Here is an 18740-nt window from a genome sequence, read left to right on the forward strand (position 1 = left end):
ATGAAGCATTACTTACATATCAACGATTTAGACAGTTTACAACAAACGGTACAAGAAGCTATCGAACTAAAAAAAGAACCCACCCAGTTTAAACAACTAGGTGCTGGCAAAACCATTTGCTTGTTGTTCTTTAACAATAGCCTACGTACCCGTTTAAGCACACAAAAAGCTGCCATAAATTTAGGGTTAGATACTATTGTTATGAATTTTGGTAGTGAAGGCTGGCAGTTAGAGTTTGAAGAAGGAGCCGTAATGGACCAAGGTAAAGCAGAACACGTAAAAGAAGCAGCACAAGTGGTGAGCCAATATGCCGATATTGTAGCGATACGTGCCTTTGCTGGTTTAACCGACAAAGAAGCTGACGAGGCCGAGTTGGTCTTAAACGCCTTTAAAAAATATGCGAACATTCCCGTAGTAAATATGGAAAGTTCTGTTGGGCACCCCTTACAAGCATTGGCTGATGCCATTACCTTAGAAGAAAATAAAATTGCCCAAAAACCTAAAGTAGTTTTGTCTTGGGCACCACACCCACGCGCTTTGCCGCATGCGGTTGCCAATAGTTTTGTTGCGATGATGAAATTGCAAGATGCCGATTTTGTAATTACCCATCCAGAAGGGTATGAGCTAAACCCGGAAGTAACAAAAGGATGTAAAATTGTGCACGACCAAGAAGAAGCGCTTAAAAATGCGAAGTTTGTATACGTAAAAAACTGGAGCAATTACCAAGATTACGGTAAAGTAAAAAACACCGATAGCAATTGGATGATGACCAAAGAAAAATTGGGGAAGGCCAAGTTTATGCACTGTTTGCCAGTACGTAGAAATGTGGTAGTAGAAGATGCTGTTATGGATAGCGACCAAAGCCTATGTATGGAACAGGCCAACAATAGAACTTATGCAGCCCAAGTGGTGCTAAAACAACTAATAAAAGACCTGTAAGCTGCTACAAATTAAATGGAAGATTTAAGCATAGTTAAAATTGGTGGTAATATAATTGAGGATAGCGATGCGCTAGACCAGTTTCTTACCCTTTTTGCGCAATTGCCCGGTCATAAGATTCTGGTGCATGGTGGTGGTAAAAAAGCAACCCAGTTGTTACCCAAATTAGGAATAGAACCAAAAATGGTGAACGGCCGCCGTATTACCGATGCAGCAACTTTGGAAGTGGTTACCATGGTTTACGGTGGACTTGTAAATAAAAATGTGGTGGCACAATTGCAGGCTAAAGGTGTAAATGCTATTGGACTAAGTGGTCCGGATGCGAATACCATACAGGCACAAAAGCGCCCCGTTACTGAAATTGATTATGGGTTTGCCGGCGATGTTAAAGGTGTTGGTGGAAAAACCATTAGCCAATTGATAAGTATTGGATTAACTCCCGTATTTTGTGCCCTAACGCACAACCAAAAAGGACAATTACTCAACACCAACGCAGACACCATTACCTCAGAAGTTGCCATTGGTCTCAGCGACTTTTACAACACAACCATCTATTATTGTTTTGAATTGGATGGCGTACTAGAAGACATCAACAGAAAAGATTCTTTAATTAAACATATTGATACAACTACTTACGATGCCCTGGTAGCAAAAGGCGTTATTGCAGACGGCATGTTGCCTAAGATGCATAATTGTTTTCACGCCCTAAAAAATGGTGTAAAACAAGTTAAAATTGGAAATTTAGGAATGTTTCAAACAGCAAACACCAACTATACAACATTGGTTTTATGAAGTTAGATAAAAAAGCTTTGGGCACAGAAGCCCTAGAATTACTAAAACAATTAATTGCTATTCCTTCTTTTTCTGAAGAAGAAGATGAAACGGCTACATTAATAGACAATTGGTTGCAAGGTCATGGGGTGACAACCAAAAGACAGTACAATAATATTTATGCTTTTAACAAGTATTATGATGAAAGCAAACCCAATTTATTATTGAATTCCCACCACGATACGGTGAAGCCCAATAAGGCCTACACCAAAGACCCTTTTAATCCGCATATAGAAGATGGTAAATTGTATGGATTAGGAAGTAATGACGCCGGCGGTGCTTTGTGTTCCTTGTTGGCCACTTTTGTACATTTTTATGAGCGAGAAGATTTGAGCTATAACATTATCATGAGTGCCACGGCAGAAGAAGAAGATGCTGGCGATAAAAGTATTTCGGCCTTATTACCTATTCTTCCAGAGATTGATGTAGCTATTGTAGGTGAGCCAACCCAAATGCAATTGGCCATAGCAGAAAAAGGCTTAGTGGTTTTTGAAGGAACCGTAGAAGGCACACCTTCGCACGCCGCCCATCCTAACGATAATAATGCCATTTACAATACCATAAAAGTGTTGGAATGGTTTAAAAACTATCAATTTGAAAAGGTATCCGATGTTTTAGGCCCTGTTAAAATGACGGTTACCCAAATTAACGCGGGCAGCCAACACAATGTAGTACCAGCACAGGTAGATTTGGTGATAGACACCCGTGTTAACGATTGTTACACCAATGAGGAAATTAATGAAATGCTACAGCGTGAAGCACCTTGTAAACTAAGACCTAGGTCGTTGAACTTAAGTAGTAGTTCTATTCCTATTGAGCATCCGTTGGTGCAATCTGGTATTGCTTTAGGTAGGGAAACTTATGGTAGCCCTACACTATCAGACCAAGCAGAACTTAGCTGTCAATCTTTAAAATTAGGTCCCGGGTATAGTCCAAGAAGTCATTCAGCAGATGAGTTTATCTATGTTGATGAAGTGTACGAAGGGGTACAGCTTTATATTGATATTTTAGAGGGATTTTTGTAGCCCCCTAGCCCCCAAAGGGGAATAGTTAAGTGACGAGGAAAATAATTTGAATTAAATAATATCAGGTCGAGCGCAGTCGAGACCTTAGAATAAGATTCCTGCATTTGCAGAAACTGTAAAAAAAGAACTATGAAACTCTGGGACAAAGGATTCAGCACTGATAAAAAAATAGATACATTCACTGTTGGCAACGACAGGGAACTCGATTTACTATTGGCCAAGTATGATGTTATCGCCTCCACAGCGCATGCAAAAATGTTGGCCAAAGTAGGATTAATTTCTGATGATGAAGCGAAGCTTTTGGTAAAAGAATTGGCTGCCATTGGTAAATCTATTGAAAAAGGAGACTTTACCATTGAAGATGATTTTGAGGATATGCACTCTAAAATTGAGTACATACTCACCGAAAAATTGGGAGATGTAGGTAAAAAAATTCATACCGCACGCTCTAGAAATGACCAAGTTCTAGTGGCTATGCAATTGTATTTAAAGGCAGAACTCACAGAAATCAAAAGTCAGACCAAGCAGTTGTTCAATTTACTGATGAAACTGGCCGAGAAACATCAAAAAACGCTTTTACCCGGTTATACGCATTTGCAGATTGCCATGCCTTCTTCTTTTGGATTGTGGTTTTCCGCCTATGCAGAGAGTTTAATAGACGACTTGTACTTTGTGGATGCGGCATATAAAATTACAGACCAAAATCCGTTAGGTAGCGCAGCTGGTTATGGCAGTTCTTTCCCAATAGATAGAAGTTTTACAACGGCAGAATTGGATTTTGCTACACAAAAATACAACGTAGTTGCGGCGCAAATGGGCCGTGGAAAGGTAGAAAAGGCAACGGCTTTTGGTATCTCTAGCCTAGGAGCCACCTTGTCTAAAATGGCTATGGATATTACCTTGTATATGAGCCAGAATTTTAATTTTATTTCCTTTCCAAACGAGCTCACCACCGGTAGTAGCATAATGCCTCATAAAAAGAATCCGGATGTATTTGAGTTGATACGTGCCAAGTGTAATAAAGTACAAGCTACGCCCAATCAGTTAATACTAATTATGAATAATTTACCAAGTGGGTATCATAGAGATTTGCAATTGGTGAAAGAAGTAATAGTACCGGCTATACAGGACATGAAAGCTTGTTTAGAAATGTTACACTTTAGTTTGAAAGAAATAAAAGTGAATGCAGCTATTCTAAGTGACACCAAATACGATTACCTCTTTAGCGTAGATACGTTGAATGAAATGGTTAAAAACGGTATGCCGTTTAGAGATGCTTACAAAACCATGGGTAAGGCCATAGAAAATGGCAATTTTAAACCCAAAAGAGATATTAAACACACCCATGAAGGTAGTTTGGGAAATCTGTGTTTAGAAGAAATTAAAAAGAAGATGGAAAAAATTAGTTGAAATACCTAAACCTAAAAGAAAGGCTTGTACGCTACCAAATTCTTTAATAAGACAACAATTTCTTTTAGGTCAAATATAACGCTCGTAAGTTGTTGGTAATTAACCAAACAACATGAGTAAGACCCACTTTTTATTCATTTTTCTACTTATTGGATATTCAGCATTTGGCCAATCTTTTAGATCTACATGGAATACCACTAATATAGAATCTGGCTCTTCCGCCAACAACCAGATTACTATACCTACCAACCCTGCCTATACTTACAACTATACAGTTTATTGGGGAGATGGTAATTCTGATACTGGTGTTACTGGCAACATAACCCACACGTATGCAACCCCTGGTACGTACACCATAGAAATTAGTGACACTTTCCCTGCTATTTATTTTAATGACGAAAACGCCAGCGATAAACTAAAAATCTTAGAAATATTGGCTTGGGGAAGTCAACAATGGCAAACCATGGAAAATGCCTTTTATGGTTGCGAAAATCTCAATTTCGATGCTATTGATGCGCCAGATTTATCCCAAGTTACAACGCTGCAAAACATGTTTAGGGGCTGTGAAGCCTTTAATGGTATTGTTAATAATTGGGATGTTAGTACCATAACTAATATATCAGGCCTCTTTCAAGAATGTATCGTTTTTAACAGACCATTGGATTTATGGAATACAGCCAATATCACAGATATGTCTTACACCTTCCACAGGGCAAGAGCATTCAATGAACCCTTAGACAATTGGAATGTAGCATCTGTTACAGATATGGAGTATTTTTTATCTGAAGCTTCTTCTTTTAACCAAAACATCAATAATTGGAACATATCAAATCTCACCAATTTAATTGGAACATTTAGATACACAAGCCGATATAATCAGCCCTTAGATAATTGGAATGTGACCAATATCACAGATCTTACCGGGACTTTTCAGGGCTCTGCATTCAATAGACCAATAAACAATTGGAATGTAAGTAATGTAGTTTCCATGGAAGCCACCTTTAGAGAATCACAATTCAACCAGCCCATAAACTTATGGAATGTGAGTAATGTAACCAATATGTCTCAAATGTTTCATAGAAACCGAACATTTGACCAACCTATAAACAATTGGAATGTAAGTAATGTTACAGATATGTCTGGGATGTTTGATGGTTGGATTTGGGGAGCAGTCTTTAACCAACCATTGGATAATTGGGATGTGAGTAATGTAACAGACATGGAATACATGTTTAGAGATAACTCTGCCTTTAATCAAGACATTGGCATGTGGGATGTTAGTGGGGTAACCAACATGCGGGGCATGTTTGAAGAAAACCCAGCCTTTAATCAAAACATTGACAACTGGGACGTTAGCAATGTCACTATAATGAGTTATATGTTTAATGAAGCTACTGCATTTAATCAGCCATTAAACTCTTGGAACATCAGCAATGTTACTGCAATTGAAGGAATGTTTTTTAGGGCTACTGCATTTAATCAACCTTTAGGTAATTGGGATGTATCTAGTGTGGATGGCCTTAGAGATATGTTCCGGTCAGCAACTAATTTCAATCAAGATATTAGTTCATGGAACGTTTCAAATGTTACACGGTTTTCAGCAATGTTTTTAAATGCTGGTTCATTTAATCAAAATCTTGCTAATTGGAATGTTGCAAACGCAACGCAAATGAGCAATATGCTTTCTAATAGTAGCTTATCTCAAGAAAATTATGATAACACCCTAATTGGTTGGGCGGGCCAAACAGTACAAAATGGGGTAAGTCTAGGTGCTAACGGACTACAGTATTGTGATGCACTAAATCAAAGACAAGGATTGATAGATACAAACGGTTGGACTATTACTGGGGACAGTGTGAACTGTTCTTATGTGCTCTGTACAGAAATTACCATGCCAGCGGCAGGAGACAACATGACACCTGCCAATAGTGATATTAGATGGAATCCTGCTCCAAATGCGGACGGGTACAGAGTTACCCTAGAAATTGAACGCGGTGGCTCTAGAAACTATGCTACAATTAATGGGAACGTTGCTAATAATTATGATGTCGGCAATACCATTGGGTTAGATTTTACAAATGAATTTCTACCAGGCGATACCGTTTATGTAACGGTTGTACCTTATAATACCGAAGGTCCTGCAACAGGTTGCCAAGAACTCTCCTTTACAGTTGTTGAAAGCTGGGTGAACAGTCCAGATGCCTTTAAATTAACATATGATACTAGCATAACAGAATCGGGGTCAACGCCTACCAATCAGTTAAAAATTGAAGCAAACACCGGTTATCCAGATTATCTAACATATAATTATTCTATTGATTGGGGAGATGGGCAATATAACAACAATGTTACTGGTGAAATTATACATACCTACTTAAACCCCGGTGTTTATACGGTATCAATTATAGGAGATTTTCCAGCTCCTTATCATTGGGTAAGTAATTCTGACCATATCAAACTTATATCTATAGACCAATGGGGCACACAAGTTTGGCAATCTATGAATTACGGATTTTATGGTTGTGCAAATATGGAATACAACGCAACGGATGTACCTAATCTTTCTCAAGTCGAGTTAGCCTCTAACATGTTTTCTGGCTGTACCTTATTTAATGGTGCAATAGACAATTGGGATGTAAGCAATATTACCAACATGCAGAGCATGTTTATTTCTGCACGTAGTTTTAACCAACCTCTAAACAGTTGGGATACAAGCAATGTTACCAATATGTACGGAATGTTTGGGGCTGCTCAATTATTTAACCAACCTTTAAACAATTGGGATGTAAGCCAAGTGACGAACATGAATTTTATGTTCGCCCGAACGGAGGATTTCAACCAAGATTTAAGTAGTTGGGACACTGGTAATGTTACAGATATGGGACGTATGTTTCAAAGTTCAGAGGCTTTTGACCAACCTTTAAACAGCTGGAATGTTAGTCAAGTAACCAATATGTCAGAAATGTTCCAAAGAGCAGAGGTATTTAACCAACCCTTAGATAACTGGAATACAGCTAATGTAACGGACATGTCTGCCATGTTCTATGATGCAGAATTGTTTAACCAGAACATCAATAGTTGGGATGTATCATCAGTAACAGATATGAGCCAATTGTTTTATGCTGCAATAGCATTTAACCAACCCTTGAATAACTGGAATGTTAGTACCGTTACCAATATGACCTCTATGTTTTCTAGAGCTGAAGCTTTTGATCAAAATATTGATAGCTGGAACGTAACCAATGTAATTAACATGAATAGTATGTTCAATTACGCCATCTCTTACAATCAACCCATGAACAGTTGGGACGTAAACTCTGTTGTAAACATGAACGGCATGTTTAGGGGTGCCCAAGTATTTAACCAACCATTAAATAATTGGGACGTTAGTGCTGTTGCCAATATGAGCAATATGTTTGAACATGCCGAAGTATTTAATCAACCCATAAATACATGGAATGTAAGTTCGGTAACGCTAATGCCATCTATGTTCGAATCGGCTTTTACTTTTAACCAACCTTTAAACAGTTGGAACGTTGGTGTAGTTACCAATTTTGATTCTATGTTCAAAGAAGCAGAAGCGTTTGACCAACCCCTTAATAATTGGGATACAGGTGAGGTTCAAAATATGGCAGAAATGTTCTATGGAGCTACTGTATTCAATCAAGATATTGCTAGTTGGAATACCTCTTTCGTAACCACTATGCAAGAGATGTTTAGAGAAGCAAGTGCCTTTGACCAGTCACTTGATATCTGGAACGTTGCCTCTGTAACTACTATGCGAGGTATGTTTCAGGATGCTACAAGCTTCAATAGCTCAATTAACAACTGGAACGTTCGTGGTGTTACCACTATGCAAGACATGTTTAATGGTGCTAATAGTTATAACCAAAGTTTAAACAACTGGCGCGTAAATGGAGTGACCAATATGGAAGGGATGTTCTACGGTGCTAGTGCGCTTGACCAATCTTTTGATCAATGGTTAATTGGTACCGTTTCTATGCGCAATATGTTCCATGATGCTACGGCATTTAATCAATATTTAGGCGATTGGAATATAGAAAATGTAACCAATATGCAAGGCATGTTGGATGATACTGCCCTTTCAAGAGAAAATTATGACAATACCTTAATAGCTTGGTCAGAACAGACATTAACACCAGGTATTAACCTTGGGGCAAATACGCTACCCTATTGTGATGCAGTTGAAGAACGCCAATCTATGATAGACAATTTTGGATGGACTTTTACAGGTGATGTTCTCGATTGTCCTATTCCCGAATGCACCCAATTGGTTGCACCGCTAAATGGAGCAACGGACGTTCCTGTGAATACGAATATTACATGGGAAGCGGTTCAGTTTGCGCGAGAATACAAATTATTTGTTGGCACCTCACCCGGAGGCACAGATATTTTAAATAATGAAGTGGTAGTGAATAATACCTCATTTGAATTTGCTGCAGACTTTAACCCAGATGTTACGGTTTATGTTACCATTATCCCATCCAATGAAAATGGCGATGCGGTTGGGCCTTGTACTGAAGAAAGTTTTACAGTAACAAATAATCCACCAACTGTACCAGATTGTACCAATCTGACCTTACCGTTAAACAATGCTACCGATATTTCTTTTGATACGGATTTAAACTGGAACGCGGTAAGTAATGCAGATGGATATAGAATCAATGTAGGAACAACCTCTGGAGGCACGGATTTAGTTAATAATGAAGATGTAGGTAATGTAACCGAATATGATTTTTCTACGGATTTACCGGAAAACACTTTAGTTTATGTAACCATTATCCCTTACAACGAAGTTGGGCCTGCTACAGCTTGTACAGAAGAGTCTTTTAGAACTGAGTTTATTCCAGTTCCCCCTTCATGTACTACAATTGCTAGCCCAATAAACGGTGCTGTAGATGTAGCTATTGATACAGATTTAAGCTGGAATGCCGTTGCCGACGCTACCGGATATTTGGTAAGCGTAGGTACTACTTCTGGTGGAATAGAAGTTGTTAATAATATAGATGTAGGCAATGTTACCACTTATTCTTTTACGGCTGACCTTCAAGAAAATAGGATGCATTACGTTCAAATTATTCCCTACAATGCTGTTGGCGATGCCTCTGGCTGTTCAGAAGAAATATTCACAACCGGAGCAGGAAGTTTATCAAATCCACCCAATTGCACCACAATTAACAATCCATTAAATGCAACAACAGATGTGGTCATAAATTCCGATATCAGCTGGAATGCTGTAGCCAATACAGATGGGTATTACCTTACTGTAGGCACCACTTCTGGCGGAACCGATATTTTGAATGCAGAGGACGTGGGTAATGTTGTTACCTATGACTTGCCTGCAGATTTACCTGAAAACACGGAGATATTCGTAACTATTGTTCCTTATAATTCTTTCGGAAGCGCTACCGGATGTAACGAAGAATCCTTTACCACCGAAACCCTGCCAACTGTACCCAGCTGTACTAGTTTAAGTTCACCGCTTAATGCAGCTACCGACGTTTCAATTGCTACCGATTTAAGTTGGAATGTTGTGGCCAATGCTGATGGCTATTACTTAACCGTGGGTACCACTTCAGGGGGAAATGATATTTTGGATAACGAGGATGTCACAGGCTCTACTTTTGACCTGCCCAACAATCTACCTGAAAATACCGTAATATTCGTATCTATTGTTCCTTACAATGCTGTAGGAGATGCTTCCGGATGTATAAAAGAATCCTTTACAACGGAAACTCTAGCTACAATACCTAGTTGTACTAGTTTAAGTTCACCGCTTAATGCAGCTACGGACGTTTCAATCTCAACTAATCTAAGTTGGGACGCCGTAGGTAATGCTGATGGTTATTATTTGACCGTTGGTACCACTTCAGGAGGAAATGATATTTTGGATAATGAGGATGTCACTGGCACTGCTTTTGATTTGCCAGCTGATTTACCAGAGAACACACAGATATTCCTAACCGTTTTACCGTACAATGGGGTTGGTTCAGCTACAGGTTGTACCGAGGAATCCTTTACAACGGAAACTCTGGCCACAATACCTAGCTGTACTAGTTTAAGTTCACCGCTTAATGCAGCTACGGACGTTTCAATTTCTACCGATTTAAGTTGGAATGTTGTGGCGAATGCTGATGGCTATTACTTAACCGTGGGTACCACTTCAGGGGGAAATGATATTTTGGATAACGAGGATGTCACAGGCACTACTTTTGACCTGCCCAACAATCTACCTGAAAATACCGTAATATTCGTATCTATTGTCCCGTATAACGGTGTGGGCAATGCAACGGGCTGTACCGAAGAATCGTTTACCACCGAAACCGTGGCCACAATACCTAGCTGTACTAGTTTAAGTTCACCGCTTAATGCAGCAACGGACGTTTCAATTTCTACAGATTTAAATTGGAATACAGTTGCAGATACAGACGGATATTACCTTACGGTTGGTACTACTGCTGGTGGAAATGATATTTTGGATGCTGAAGATGTAACTGGAACCACTTTTGACCTAACTACAGATTTACCTGAAAACACGGAGATATTCGTTACTATTGTTCCTTACAATGGGATTGGAAACGCCGTTGGGTGTATTGAAGAATCTTTTACTACAGAGATTGAACCCACCATACCAGAGTGTACAAGTTTACTACAACCTCAAGATTTAGCTATTGATGTCTCAGTGACGACAACTTTTGAATGGTCAGCAGTTGCTAACGCTGATGGCTATATAATAAATATTGGAACAGCTATTGGTTCATATAACATAATTTCAAATGAAGATGTTGGTAATACCACCACGTTTAATCTATCGGAAGATTTACCAGAATCAACAGAAATATTTGTTTCAATTACTCCTTATAACACAGTGGGTAACGCTGATAATTGCATTATTTCTTCTTTCATAACCGAAGATATTCCTCCAACACCACCTAGCTGCACCTCAATAGTTTTACCCGAAAATGGAAGGTTTAATGTTGCAGTCGATACCAATATTAGTTGGGAAGAAGTTCCTGAAGCTGAAGGCTATTTTATAAGCATAGGAACAAGTGATGATAAGGGAGCAATCATAAATAATTTAGATGTAGGATTAGTGACTTCATATGAACCAAATGAAACGCTACCATATAACGAGCAAATTTTTGTGATAATAACGCCGTATGTTGAAAACATAACTTCATCTGACTGCAATACCTTTTCATTTTCCACAGAAGATGAACCTAAAATAGAATCTAAATACGGTTTCTCTCCAGATGGAGATGGCATTAACGATTATTGGACAATTAATGGTATTGAGCAATACCCAGAAAATACCGTAATTATCTTCAATAGATGGGGAGATATGGTTTTTAAAATTGAGGGGTACAATAACACATCAAATGTATTTACAGGTGAAGCAAACGTGCTAACAAGTTTTGGTGCTAACAGCTTACCTGAAGGCACCTATTTCTTCCAAATTAATATACCTGAACAACACAACCTTAAAGCTACCCAAGGATACTTGGTATTAAAAAGATAAACTATGATAAAGAATATTCTTACCTTATTTTTTATAGTTATTATCGGACTTCACCACTCTGATGGACAACAAACGCCCTCATTTACAGAGTACAATTATAATCCGTTTGTTATCAATTCAGCATATGCTGGGGTTTTAACGCAAAGTGAAGCTAGCTTAAGCAATATTGGTTTTGGCAACCAGCAATTTAGTGGTATGCCACGAACCTTAGCATTTACTTTTAACACCCCCATTTCAAGAAATAAAATGGGTATAGGGTTTGGTTTTATAAATGACGAAATAGGGGTTACCTCATCGACTCAATTTTTTGGAGCATATTCTTATAAGATTATTTTGAACGATAATGTACACCCTTATTGGAAAGTATATGATAAGACATTTATTTCGTTTGGGTTAAATGCCGGATTATTACTTTACAATCAAGATTTACAAAGTCTTGCTATACAAGATGATGGTAATTTTAGTGAAAACGTAAGTACCACCTTACCCTCTATGGGGGCTGGAGTATTATTTGGTCATGCTAATTTCTTTGCTGGAATTTCTATACCTAACTTATTGGCAGATACCTTTTCTAATCAAGATAATTTAAAACTATCAAGACCTGTGTATGCATATTCAGGATATCATTTTATAGTAAATAAATACCAACCTAGTTTTATTCTTAAACCTAGTTTTTTGATTAAGTATGAAAATGGAGCTCCACTACAAATAGATAGTAATCTTTCTTTAAGCTATAAAAATGTGTTTGAAATTGGTGCTGGGTATCGCACAAGTAGTACGTTAAATGCATTTTTAGGCTTGTACATTTTAAACAATTTTAGAGCTGTTTATAGTTATAGTCAGGGTAGCGCAGATTCGCCTTTAGGAAATACCCATGGTATAATTCTTAGCTATAGAACAGGAAATGGCTTTGCCTTTAGATGATATTTTATCTGAATAATGAATGTCTGTAATCTAAATCATTCCAAGATTAATTACCTCTTGGCTGGTTAAGAAACGCCAATGACCTCGAGGCAAATCTTTTTTAGTTAAACCGGCAAAAACAACCCTATCTAATTTAGAAACTTCGTAGCCTAAATGTTCAAAAATTCTTCTTACTATTCGGTTTTTACCAGAATGAATTTCAATACCAATCTCTTTTTTAGAAGCACCCGTTACATAGTCAACTTCATCTACTTCAATTTTTCCATCTTCTAGTTCTAGACCTTCTCTAATTTTTCGTAAATCAGCTATTGAAACGTTTTTATCCAAAAATACGTGGTAAATCTTGCGTATGTTATGCTTTGGATGTGTCAACTTTTTAGCCATATCTCCATCATTTGTAAATAACAATAAGCCTGTTGTTGCTCTGTCTAATCTACCAACGGGATATAGTCTATTGTTAGATGCACTACTGATCAATTCCATTACCGTTCTTCTACCTTTTTCATCTTTTGTTGTAGTGATAAAGTTTTTAGGTTTGTTAAGTAGTACATACTCCTTTTTTTCTGGATTCAAACGTCTTCCATCAAAACGAATATCGTCTGATTTCTTAACCTTGTACCCCATTTCTGTTACAACCTTGCCATTAACAGTTACACTACCTGCTGCAATGTAAATATCAGCATCTCTCCTAGAACACATTCCTGAATTGGCGATGTACTTATTAAGTCTAATTAAGTTGGGGTCGCGTTTTACTTTTTGTGAAGAATTGTTGCCTTCTTGCTTTCTTTTAATTGGAGCATTACCCCTTGCAAAGCTTTTTTTTCTGTCTTTGCCACCTTGTCTACCTGAGGCTCTATTGCCCTTGTTGTCTGATCTCGTCATCAGTCATAAATTTTGGCAAAGGTAGTTATAAGCTAATTGCTTAAGCTATTTATTTTCAATAATTTCAATTGTTGACTGTCTTTCTCTATTGACAATTAATTTGGTTACATCTGGTCTAGAATAATGCCCTACGGGGTCAAAATTCTGACGTTCTTCTAAAACGCGATTAAAATCTAACGTGTGGTAAAAAATACCTTCTTTAAAAGTTATGGGTTCTACTTCCCATTTACCATCTGGTCCTGCAATTGCGGAACCTCCATTTGCTAACGTATCAGGGCAAGTTTCTAAAATTTGCTCTAGATAAGGGGTGTCTTTTGGAAAATCGTGTTTGGTCATTAAACCAGATACTGATATTACATAACTGCGAGATTCTCTTGCTATAAAACGGGTAATATCTTTAGTATTATGTAAACTTCCGGGCCAAACTGCTATATGTAAATTCTCACCTTGACCATAAAGAGCTGCTCGTGGTAAGGGCATCCAATTTTCCCAACAATTTAAACCCCCTACCGTAAATTTTTTGAGTGGATGAACTCGTAAGCCATTACCGTCTCCTGGAGCCCATGTTAAACGTTCGTCATAGGTTGGTTGCAATTTTCTATGGACTGATTTTATTTGACCTTCTTCATTTATATACACTAAAGATGCATATATGCTATGCCCTCCTCTATCTTTGGCTCTTTCTATAATACCTATGTAGATGGCGATATGATGTTCTTTAGCCATTTTTTTTAGAACATCTAATTCACCACTCTCTGGGTCTATAGCATTTGTAATATAATGTGCATGTAGTTGTTTATTAACCTTTAAATTCCAAGCTGCCCCGTTAGTATATGCTAACCAAAAAGGATAGCCTGGTAAAAGTGCTTCGCCAAAAACAATTAACTCGGCCTTTTCTTTTGCGGCTTCGCTAATAGAAGATTCAATTTTCTCTAATGTTAGTTTTTTATTTAGCCAAACTGGAGATATCTGAGCAAGTGCTACTCGTAGTTCGTTTTCCATTATAAAATTCGGTTTAATACCAGATTAATATCAATAAGCAATATACTGAAAACACCCACCACAATTATAAATTTCAACAGGTTGTGTAGCCAAATAAAATGCTTTTTACTAGTAGCTTTCCAAAGTAATAGTAAAGCTATAAGTAATAAAACCATACTACTATAAAAGTAGAGATACATATAACCCACATTAAATTTTGTAACCAATAACCAAGAGGGAACTAAGGTTAATACAATTAAAAGACCTATTAGAACTTTTGAACGCTTTACCCCATACAGAATTGGTATTGTTTTATAGCCTTGGGCCATATCACCTGCTAAATTTTCTAAATCTTTAATAATCTCTCTTGCAGAAATAAGCAAAAACAAAAACAAGGCATGAACAAAAATTACAGTTTCAAAATTTCGGTAATACACAAAAACCACAAAAAATGGAGCTATAGCTAAGGTCGCAGAAACTAAATTACCTATGAATGGTAGCCGCTTAAGTTTGTGAGAATAGAGCCATATTCCAAAAATATAAGCAGCAAAAAATAATACAGCTTTAAAGGAAATATAGCTGGCAGCTACTACCGCTAAAAAATTTAGTATAAAATATGTGGTTAACTTAAATCTTTGAGAAACAAGTCTGTCTAACTTGCTTTTATAAGGTTTGTTAATTAAGTCTTTTTCAGCATCATAAAAATTATTAATTATATAACCAGAAGCTATGGCGAGTGCTGAAGCAGTAACAATTAAAAACAGATTAATATCAAAAACAACCTCTCGTAAAGGTAAGTCCGGAGCTAATATGTAAATAGACGCTAAATATTGAGCAAGCGTAATTACAAGTATATTGTAACCTCTTACAACAGAGAACAAACTAAGTACTTTAAAAAGTAGAAGTTTGTGTTTTCTATTTAACATTTGAAATTATTAGAAGTTGTAGACAACCTCTAAGTTATGGCCTTCTAGAGACTTTCTAGCCTTGCTAATATCTTCTGTAAAGCCGAGAATATAACCACCACCACCTGAGCCACATAATTTAAGGTAATAGTCGTTTGAATCTATACCTTTTTGCCATAGCTGGTGAAATTGTTGTGGAATCATGGGCTTAAAATGGTCTAAAACTACGTTTGAAAGCTGTTTTACATGACCAAATAATCCTTTAACGTCTCCATTTAAAAAATTCTCAACACAGGCATCAGTATGTTTTACAAATTTGTCTTTTACCATATTTCGAAAACCCTCTTGCTTCATTTTCTCCATAAATATTTGAACCATTGGTGCAGTTTCGCCAACAATTCCACTATCTAATAAGAAAACAGCTCCTTTACCTTCTTTATTCTGAGTGGGTAAACTCGTAGATTCTATATTGTCTTTTGAGTTAATTAAAATGGGTAAACTCAAATAACTATTTAAAGGGTCTAAGCCAGAAGACTTACCATGGAAAAAGGATTCCATCTCCCCAAAAATTGCTTTTAATTTTAGTAATTTCTCTCTAGTTAAATTTTCTAATACGGTAATCTTGTTAAAAGCATATTTATCATAAATGGCTGCAACTAATGCTCCACTACTACCTACACCATACCCTTGCGGAATTGAACTATCAAAATACATTCCGTTGGCAACATCATTTTTTAGACTATCTAAATCAAACTCAACTATACCTTTTTCTTGAATAGTGCTTAAATATTCTGCGAAATTTTTAAGTGCATTATTTGAACTCAATGCCTTACCTTCTAACTCATCTGAAGTTTTTAAGGCGCCTTTGAAAAAGTTATAAGGAATAGAAAGGCCTTTAGAATCTTTTATAATTCCGTATTCTCCAAAAAGTAGAATTTTAGAATAAAACAATGGTCCTTTCATACTATCGTTTTTTAAGATATTATTTTTGTTTAACATCTGTTGGATTAAAATTAAACATTTTTTCAGTAGTATAAACTACAATTGGCATAACTTTAATCTTGTTTGGCTATTTGAAACGTAAAAATCTTCAGTTAATTACAAGCTAATTAATTTTTTCGACCCATTACCAACGCGGTCGCAAATATAATGTCCATTTTCGCAGTGAACAACTAATTCATCCTTAACAAATTGAATAGTTTCTGTTTTCTCCGCTTCGGGATATAGCAAGTGAACATTGGCTCCAGCATCCAATGTAAAACACGCATGTAGACCTGTTTTTTTTCTAAAATTCCAAATCTTTTCAATAATTGCTAATGTTTCTGGTTTCATTAAAAGAAAATAGGGTATGCTAGTCATCATCATTGCATGCAAAGTCAGGGCTTCACTCTCAACAATTTCTATGAATTCATCTAAATTACCTTCTGCAAAAATTGTTTGTAGTTTATTTAAATTTTGATGCGCCTGTTCAAAACGTTTTTCTGCAAAAGGATGCCCCTTCATAAGTCCATGACCAACCGTACTACTCACTGTCTTTTGCCCTTTATGAACTAACAAAATTGTATCATGGTAATTTTCAAAAACTGGAGCCATTTTATAAGGATATTTGACACCAAATAAATCAGAGCTATTTTGAATATGGTCATTTTTTCCCCACTGAATTAATGACCCACTAATGCTTCTACAAGCAGACCCTGAACCCAAACGAGCTAAGAAAGATGCTTTTTTATTAAAAAAATCTACGGTCATCTGAGATTTACTACTACGTTCAATATCTAACAAACATAGAGATAAGGCTGCCATACCACTAGCCGAAGAAGCTATACCACTACTATGCGGAAATGAGTTTGTAGTTTCTATTGTAAAATGATAGTCTTTTAAAAAGGGTAAATAGGGCTCAATTCTCCTAAAAAAAGTTTCAATTTTCGGCTTAAAATCTGGTTTTGGTTCCCCTTCGAACAACAAGTTGAAAGAAAAGTTTTGGCTTGGTTTTGATAGCTTTTCAAATGTTAGGTTTGTTCTTGTAGCACATGCATCTAGTGTAAAACTAATTGAAGGATTAGCCGGAATTTGATTTTCTTTTTTTCCCCAATATTTTACCAAAGCAATATTGCTTGGTGATTTCCAAGCTATTTTACCATTATTTGGAAGATTTAGATTGGTTGAAGGAATAAATTCTGACACTACCATTTAAAATTGCTTTTTTAGCAAAGATAAGATGCAGTTACCGATTTAAATAAATTGTTATTTTAGTGCATAGAGAGTTTTATTTAGTGAAAAGGAAAATCTTCAAAATTATAATTGCAGTTGCTATATGTCTTCTAGTAGGAGCATTGTCAAGCATTGCTACCCAATCATCTGTTAACGACTGGTATTTGACTTTAAACAAACCTAGCTTTAATCCTCCAAATTGGATTTTTGCCCCTGTTTGGACAATTTTATATGTGATGATGGGTGTTGCTGCGGGTATTGTTTGGGGTAAAGGCTTCCACCATATTTGGGTTAAAACCGGGCTATATCATTTTGGATTTCAATTACTCTTAAATGCTATGTGGAGTCTAGTATTTTTTGGTTTGAAAGAACCCTTTTATGCGCTTTTAATAATCATAGCTTTAGCCATATTAATTGTACTTACCATCAAATGGTTTAATGTAGTAAGCAAAAAGGCTGCGTGGTTACTTGTACCCTATCTGCTTTGGGTGATTTTTGCAACTGCACTTAACTTTAAAATTTGGGAACTTAATTAGTTGAGGCTATATCAAGCATCTTTTTCATAGTTCGTAAATTTCTAGTAGTAGCTAATATGTTTAGCTTTTTCTCAATAAGGTTGTTATTAAGTTTAGCCTTACCCATACCTGCTTTACATACCAAGTAAACACAGTTTTCAGCAACCTTGAATTCTTCATTTTTAAAAGATTCTATTTCTAACTCAGTAATTAAATTATGTTCTGGCTTCTGAATTAACAATACAAAATAATGTTTATTCTCTTCAGCTAATTTATTAAAGGGATTTCTATTTAAAATTACCTGTATTTCCTCTGGGGTAGCTACAAAAGTTGGTACAGTAAAACCATAAGTATCACTAATAGCTTGTCTAATTAAATTACCTACTTCTGTTTTATCCTTGTTGCTGCGAACAAGAATATTTCCACTCTGAATATATGTCACAACCGTATTGAAACCTTTTGTTAGTAGTAGTTGTTTTAAATCGGCCATTTTAATCTTTTTTTGACCACTTACGTTAATACCTCTCAGAAAAACCAAGTAAATTTTCATAAGACCCAAATTAATAAATCTAACTAC

Annotated in this window: 13 protein-coding genes; 7 read left to right on the top strand and 6 right to left on the bottom strand. The window is 36.6% G+C overall.

The window, feature by feature from the left end; translation table 11 throughout:
• The 6 genes from H5V42_RS04555 to H5V42_RS04580 all read left to right on the top strand — a co-directional run bounded on the left by H5V42_RS04555 (nucleotide 1) and on the right by H5V42_RS04580 (nucleotide 12669).
• Complete coding sequence (locus H5V42_RS04555) at nucleotides 1–939, top strand: N-acetylornithine carbamoyltransferase (RefSeq protein ID WP_185781943.1); 939 nt, start codon at nucleotides 1–3, stop codon at nucleotides 937–939.
• Between the two features lie 15 nt (nucleotides 940–954).
• Nucleotides 955–1731, top strand: coding sequence for an acetylglutamate kinase (gene argB, locus H5V42_RS04560; RefSeq protein WP_185781944.1), 777 nt, complete (start codon nucleotides 955–957; stop codon nucleotides 1729–1731).
• A complete protein-coding gene (locus tag H5V42_RS04565; RefSeq protein WP_185781945.1) occupies nucleotides 1728–2795 on the top strand; it encodes a M20 family metallo-hydrolase in 1068 nt (355 codons plus the stop codon). Before argB ends, H5V42_RS04565 begins: the two co-directional genes overlap by 4 nt.
• 129 nt (nucleotides 2796–2924) lie before the next feature.
• Nucleotides 2925–4205, top strand: a complete 1281-nt coding sequence (gene argH, locus H5V42_RS04570) for an argininosuccinate lyase (RefSeq protein WP_185781946.1) — start codon at nucleotides 2925–2927, stop codon at nucleotides 4203–4205.
• Nucleotides 4206–4317: 112 nt separating this feature from the next.
• A complete protein-coding gene (locus H5V42_RS04575) occupies nucleotides 4318–11745 on the top strand; it encodes a BspA family leucine-rich repeat surface protein (RefSeq protein WP_185781947.1) in 7428 nt (2475 codons plus the stop codon).
• Between the two features lie 3 nt (nucleotides 11746–11748).
• Nucleotides 11749–12669 carry a PorP/SprF family type IX secretion system membrane protein gene (locus H5V42_RS04580; RefSeq protein ID WP_185781948.1) on the top strand — a complete coding sequence of 307 codons (921 nt, stop codon included), beginning with the start codon at nucleotides 11749–11751 and terminating at the stop codon, nucleotides 12667–12669.
• A gap of 30 nt (nucleotides 12670–12699) precedes the next feature.
• Here H5V42_RS04580 and H5V42_RS04585 read toward each other — a convergent pair whose 3' ends face one another.
• From H5V42_RS04585 to H5V42_RS04605, 5 genes are all read right to left on the bottom strand, one after another.
• Entirely contained in the window at nucleotides 12700–13551 is an 852-nt protein-coding gene (locus H5V42_RS04585; protein WP_185781949.1) for a pseudouridine synthase, read from the bottom strand.
• A 45-nt stretch (nucleotides 13552–13596) separates the two neighbouring features.
• Nucleotides 13597–14553: a carbon-nitrogen hydrolase family protein gene (locus H5V42_RS04590; RefSeq protein ID WP_185781950.1), complete on the bottom strand. Its 957-nt coding sequence runs from the start codon at nucleotides 14551–14553 to the stop codon at nucleotides 13597–13599.
• A complete protein-coding gene (locus tag H5V42_RS04595; protein ID WP_185781951.1) occupies nucleotides 14553–15458 on the bottom strand; it encodes a geranylgeranylglycerol-phosphate geranylgeranyltransferase in 906 nt (301 codons plus the stop codon). Before H5V42_RS04595 ends, H5V42_RS04590 begins: the two co-directional genes overlap by 1 nt.
• Nucleotides 15459–15467: 9 nt before the next feature.
• The gene (locus H5V42_RS04600) at nucleotides 15468–16400 is read right to left on the bottom strand and encodes a mevalonate kinase family protein (protein WP_185781952.1); all 933 of its coding nucleotides are present in this window, start codon (nucleotides 16398–16400) and stop codon (nucleotides 15468–15470) included.
• A 135-nt stretch (nucleotides 16401–16535) separates the two neighbouring features.
• Nucleotides 16536–17627, bottom strand: a complete 1092-nt coding sequence (locus tag H5V42_RS04605) for a diphosphomevalonate/mevalonate 3,5-bisphosphate decarboxylase family protein (RefSeq protein ID WP_185781953.1) — start codon at nucleotides 17625–17627, stop codon at nucleotides 16536–16538.
• 83 nt (nucleotides 17628–17710) lie between these two features.
• Here H5V42_RS04605 and H5V42_RS04610 point away from each other — a divergent pair, with 83 nt between their 5' ends.
• A complete protein-coding gene (locus tag H5V42_RS04610) occupies nucleotides 17711–18184 on the top strand; it encodes a TspO/MBR family protein (protein WP_185781954.1) in 474 nt (157 codons plus the stop codon).
• On the opposite strand, the gene H5V42_RS04615 is transcribed toward H5V42_RS04610, so the two are convergent.
• Nucleotides 18177–18713, bottom strand: coding sequence for a DUF1697 domain-containing protein (locus H5V42_RS04615; RefSeq protein ID WP_185781955.1), 537 nt, complete (start codon nucleotides 18711–18713; stop codon nucleotides 18177–18179). The genes H5V42_RS04610 and H5V42_RS04615 overlap by 8 nt on opposite strands.
• Between the last annotated feature and the right edge of the window lie 27 nt (nucleotides 18714–18740).

Origin of the sequence: Croceivirga lutea, assembly GCF_014235875.1 — a bacterium.
GTDB lineage: Bacteria > Bacteroidota > Bacteroidia > Flavobacteriales > Flavobacteriaceae > Croceivirga > Croceivirga lutea.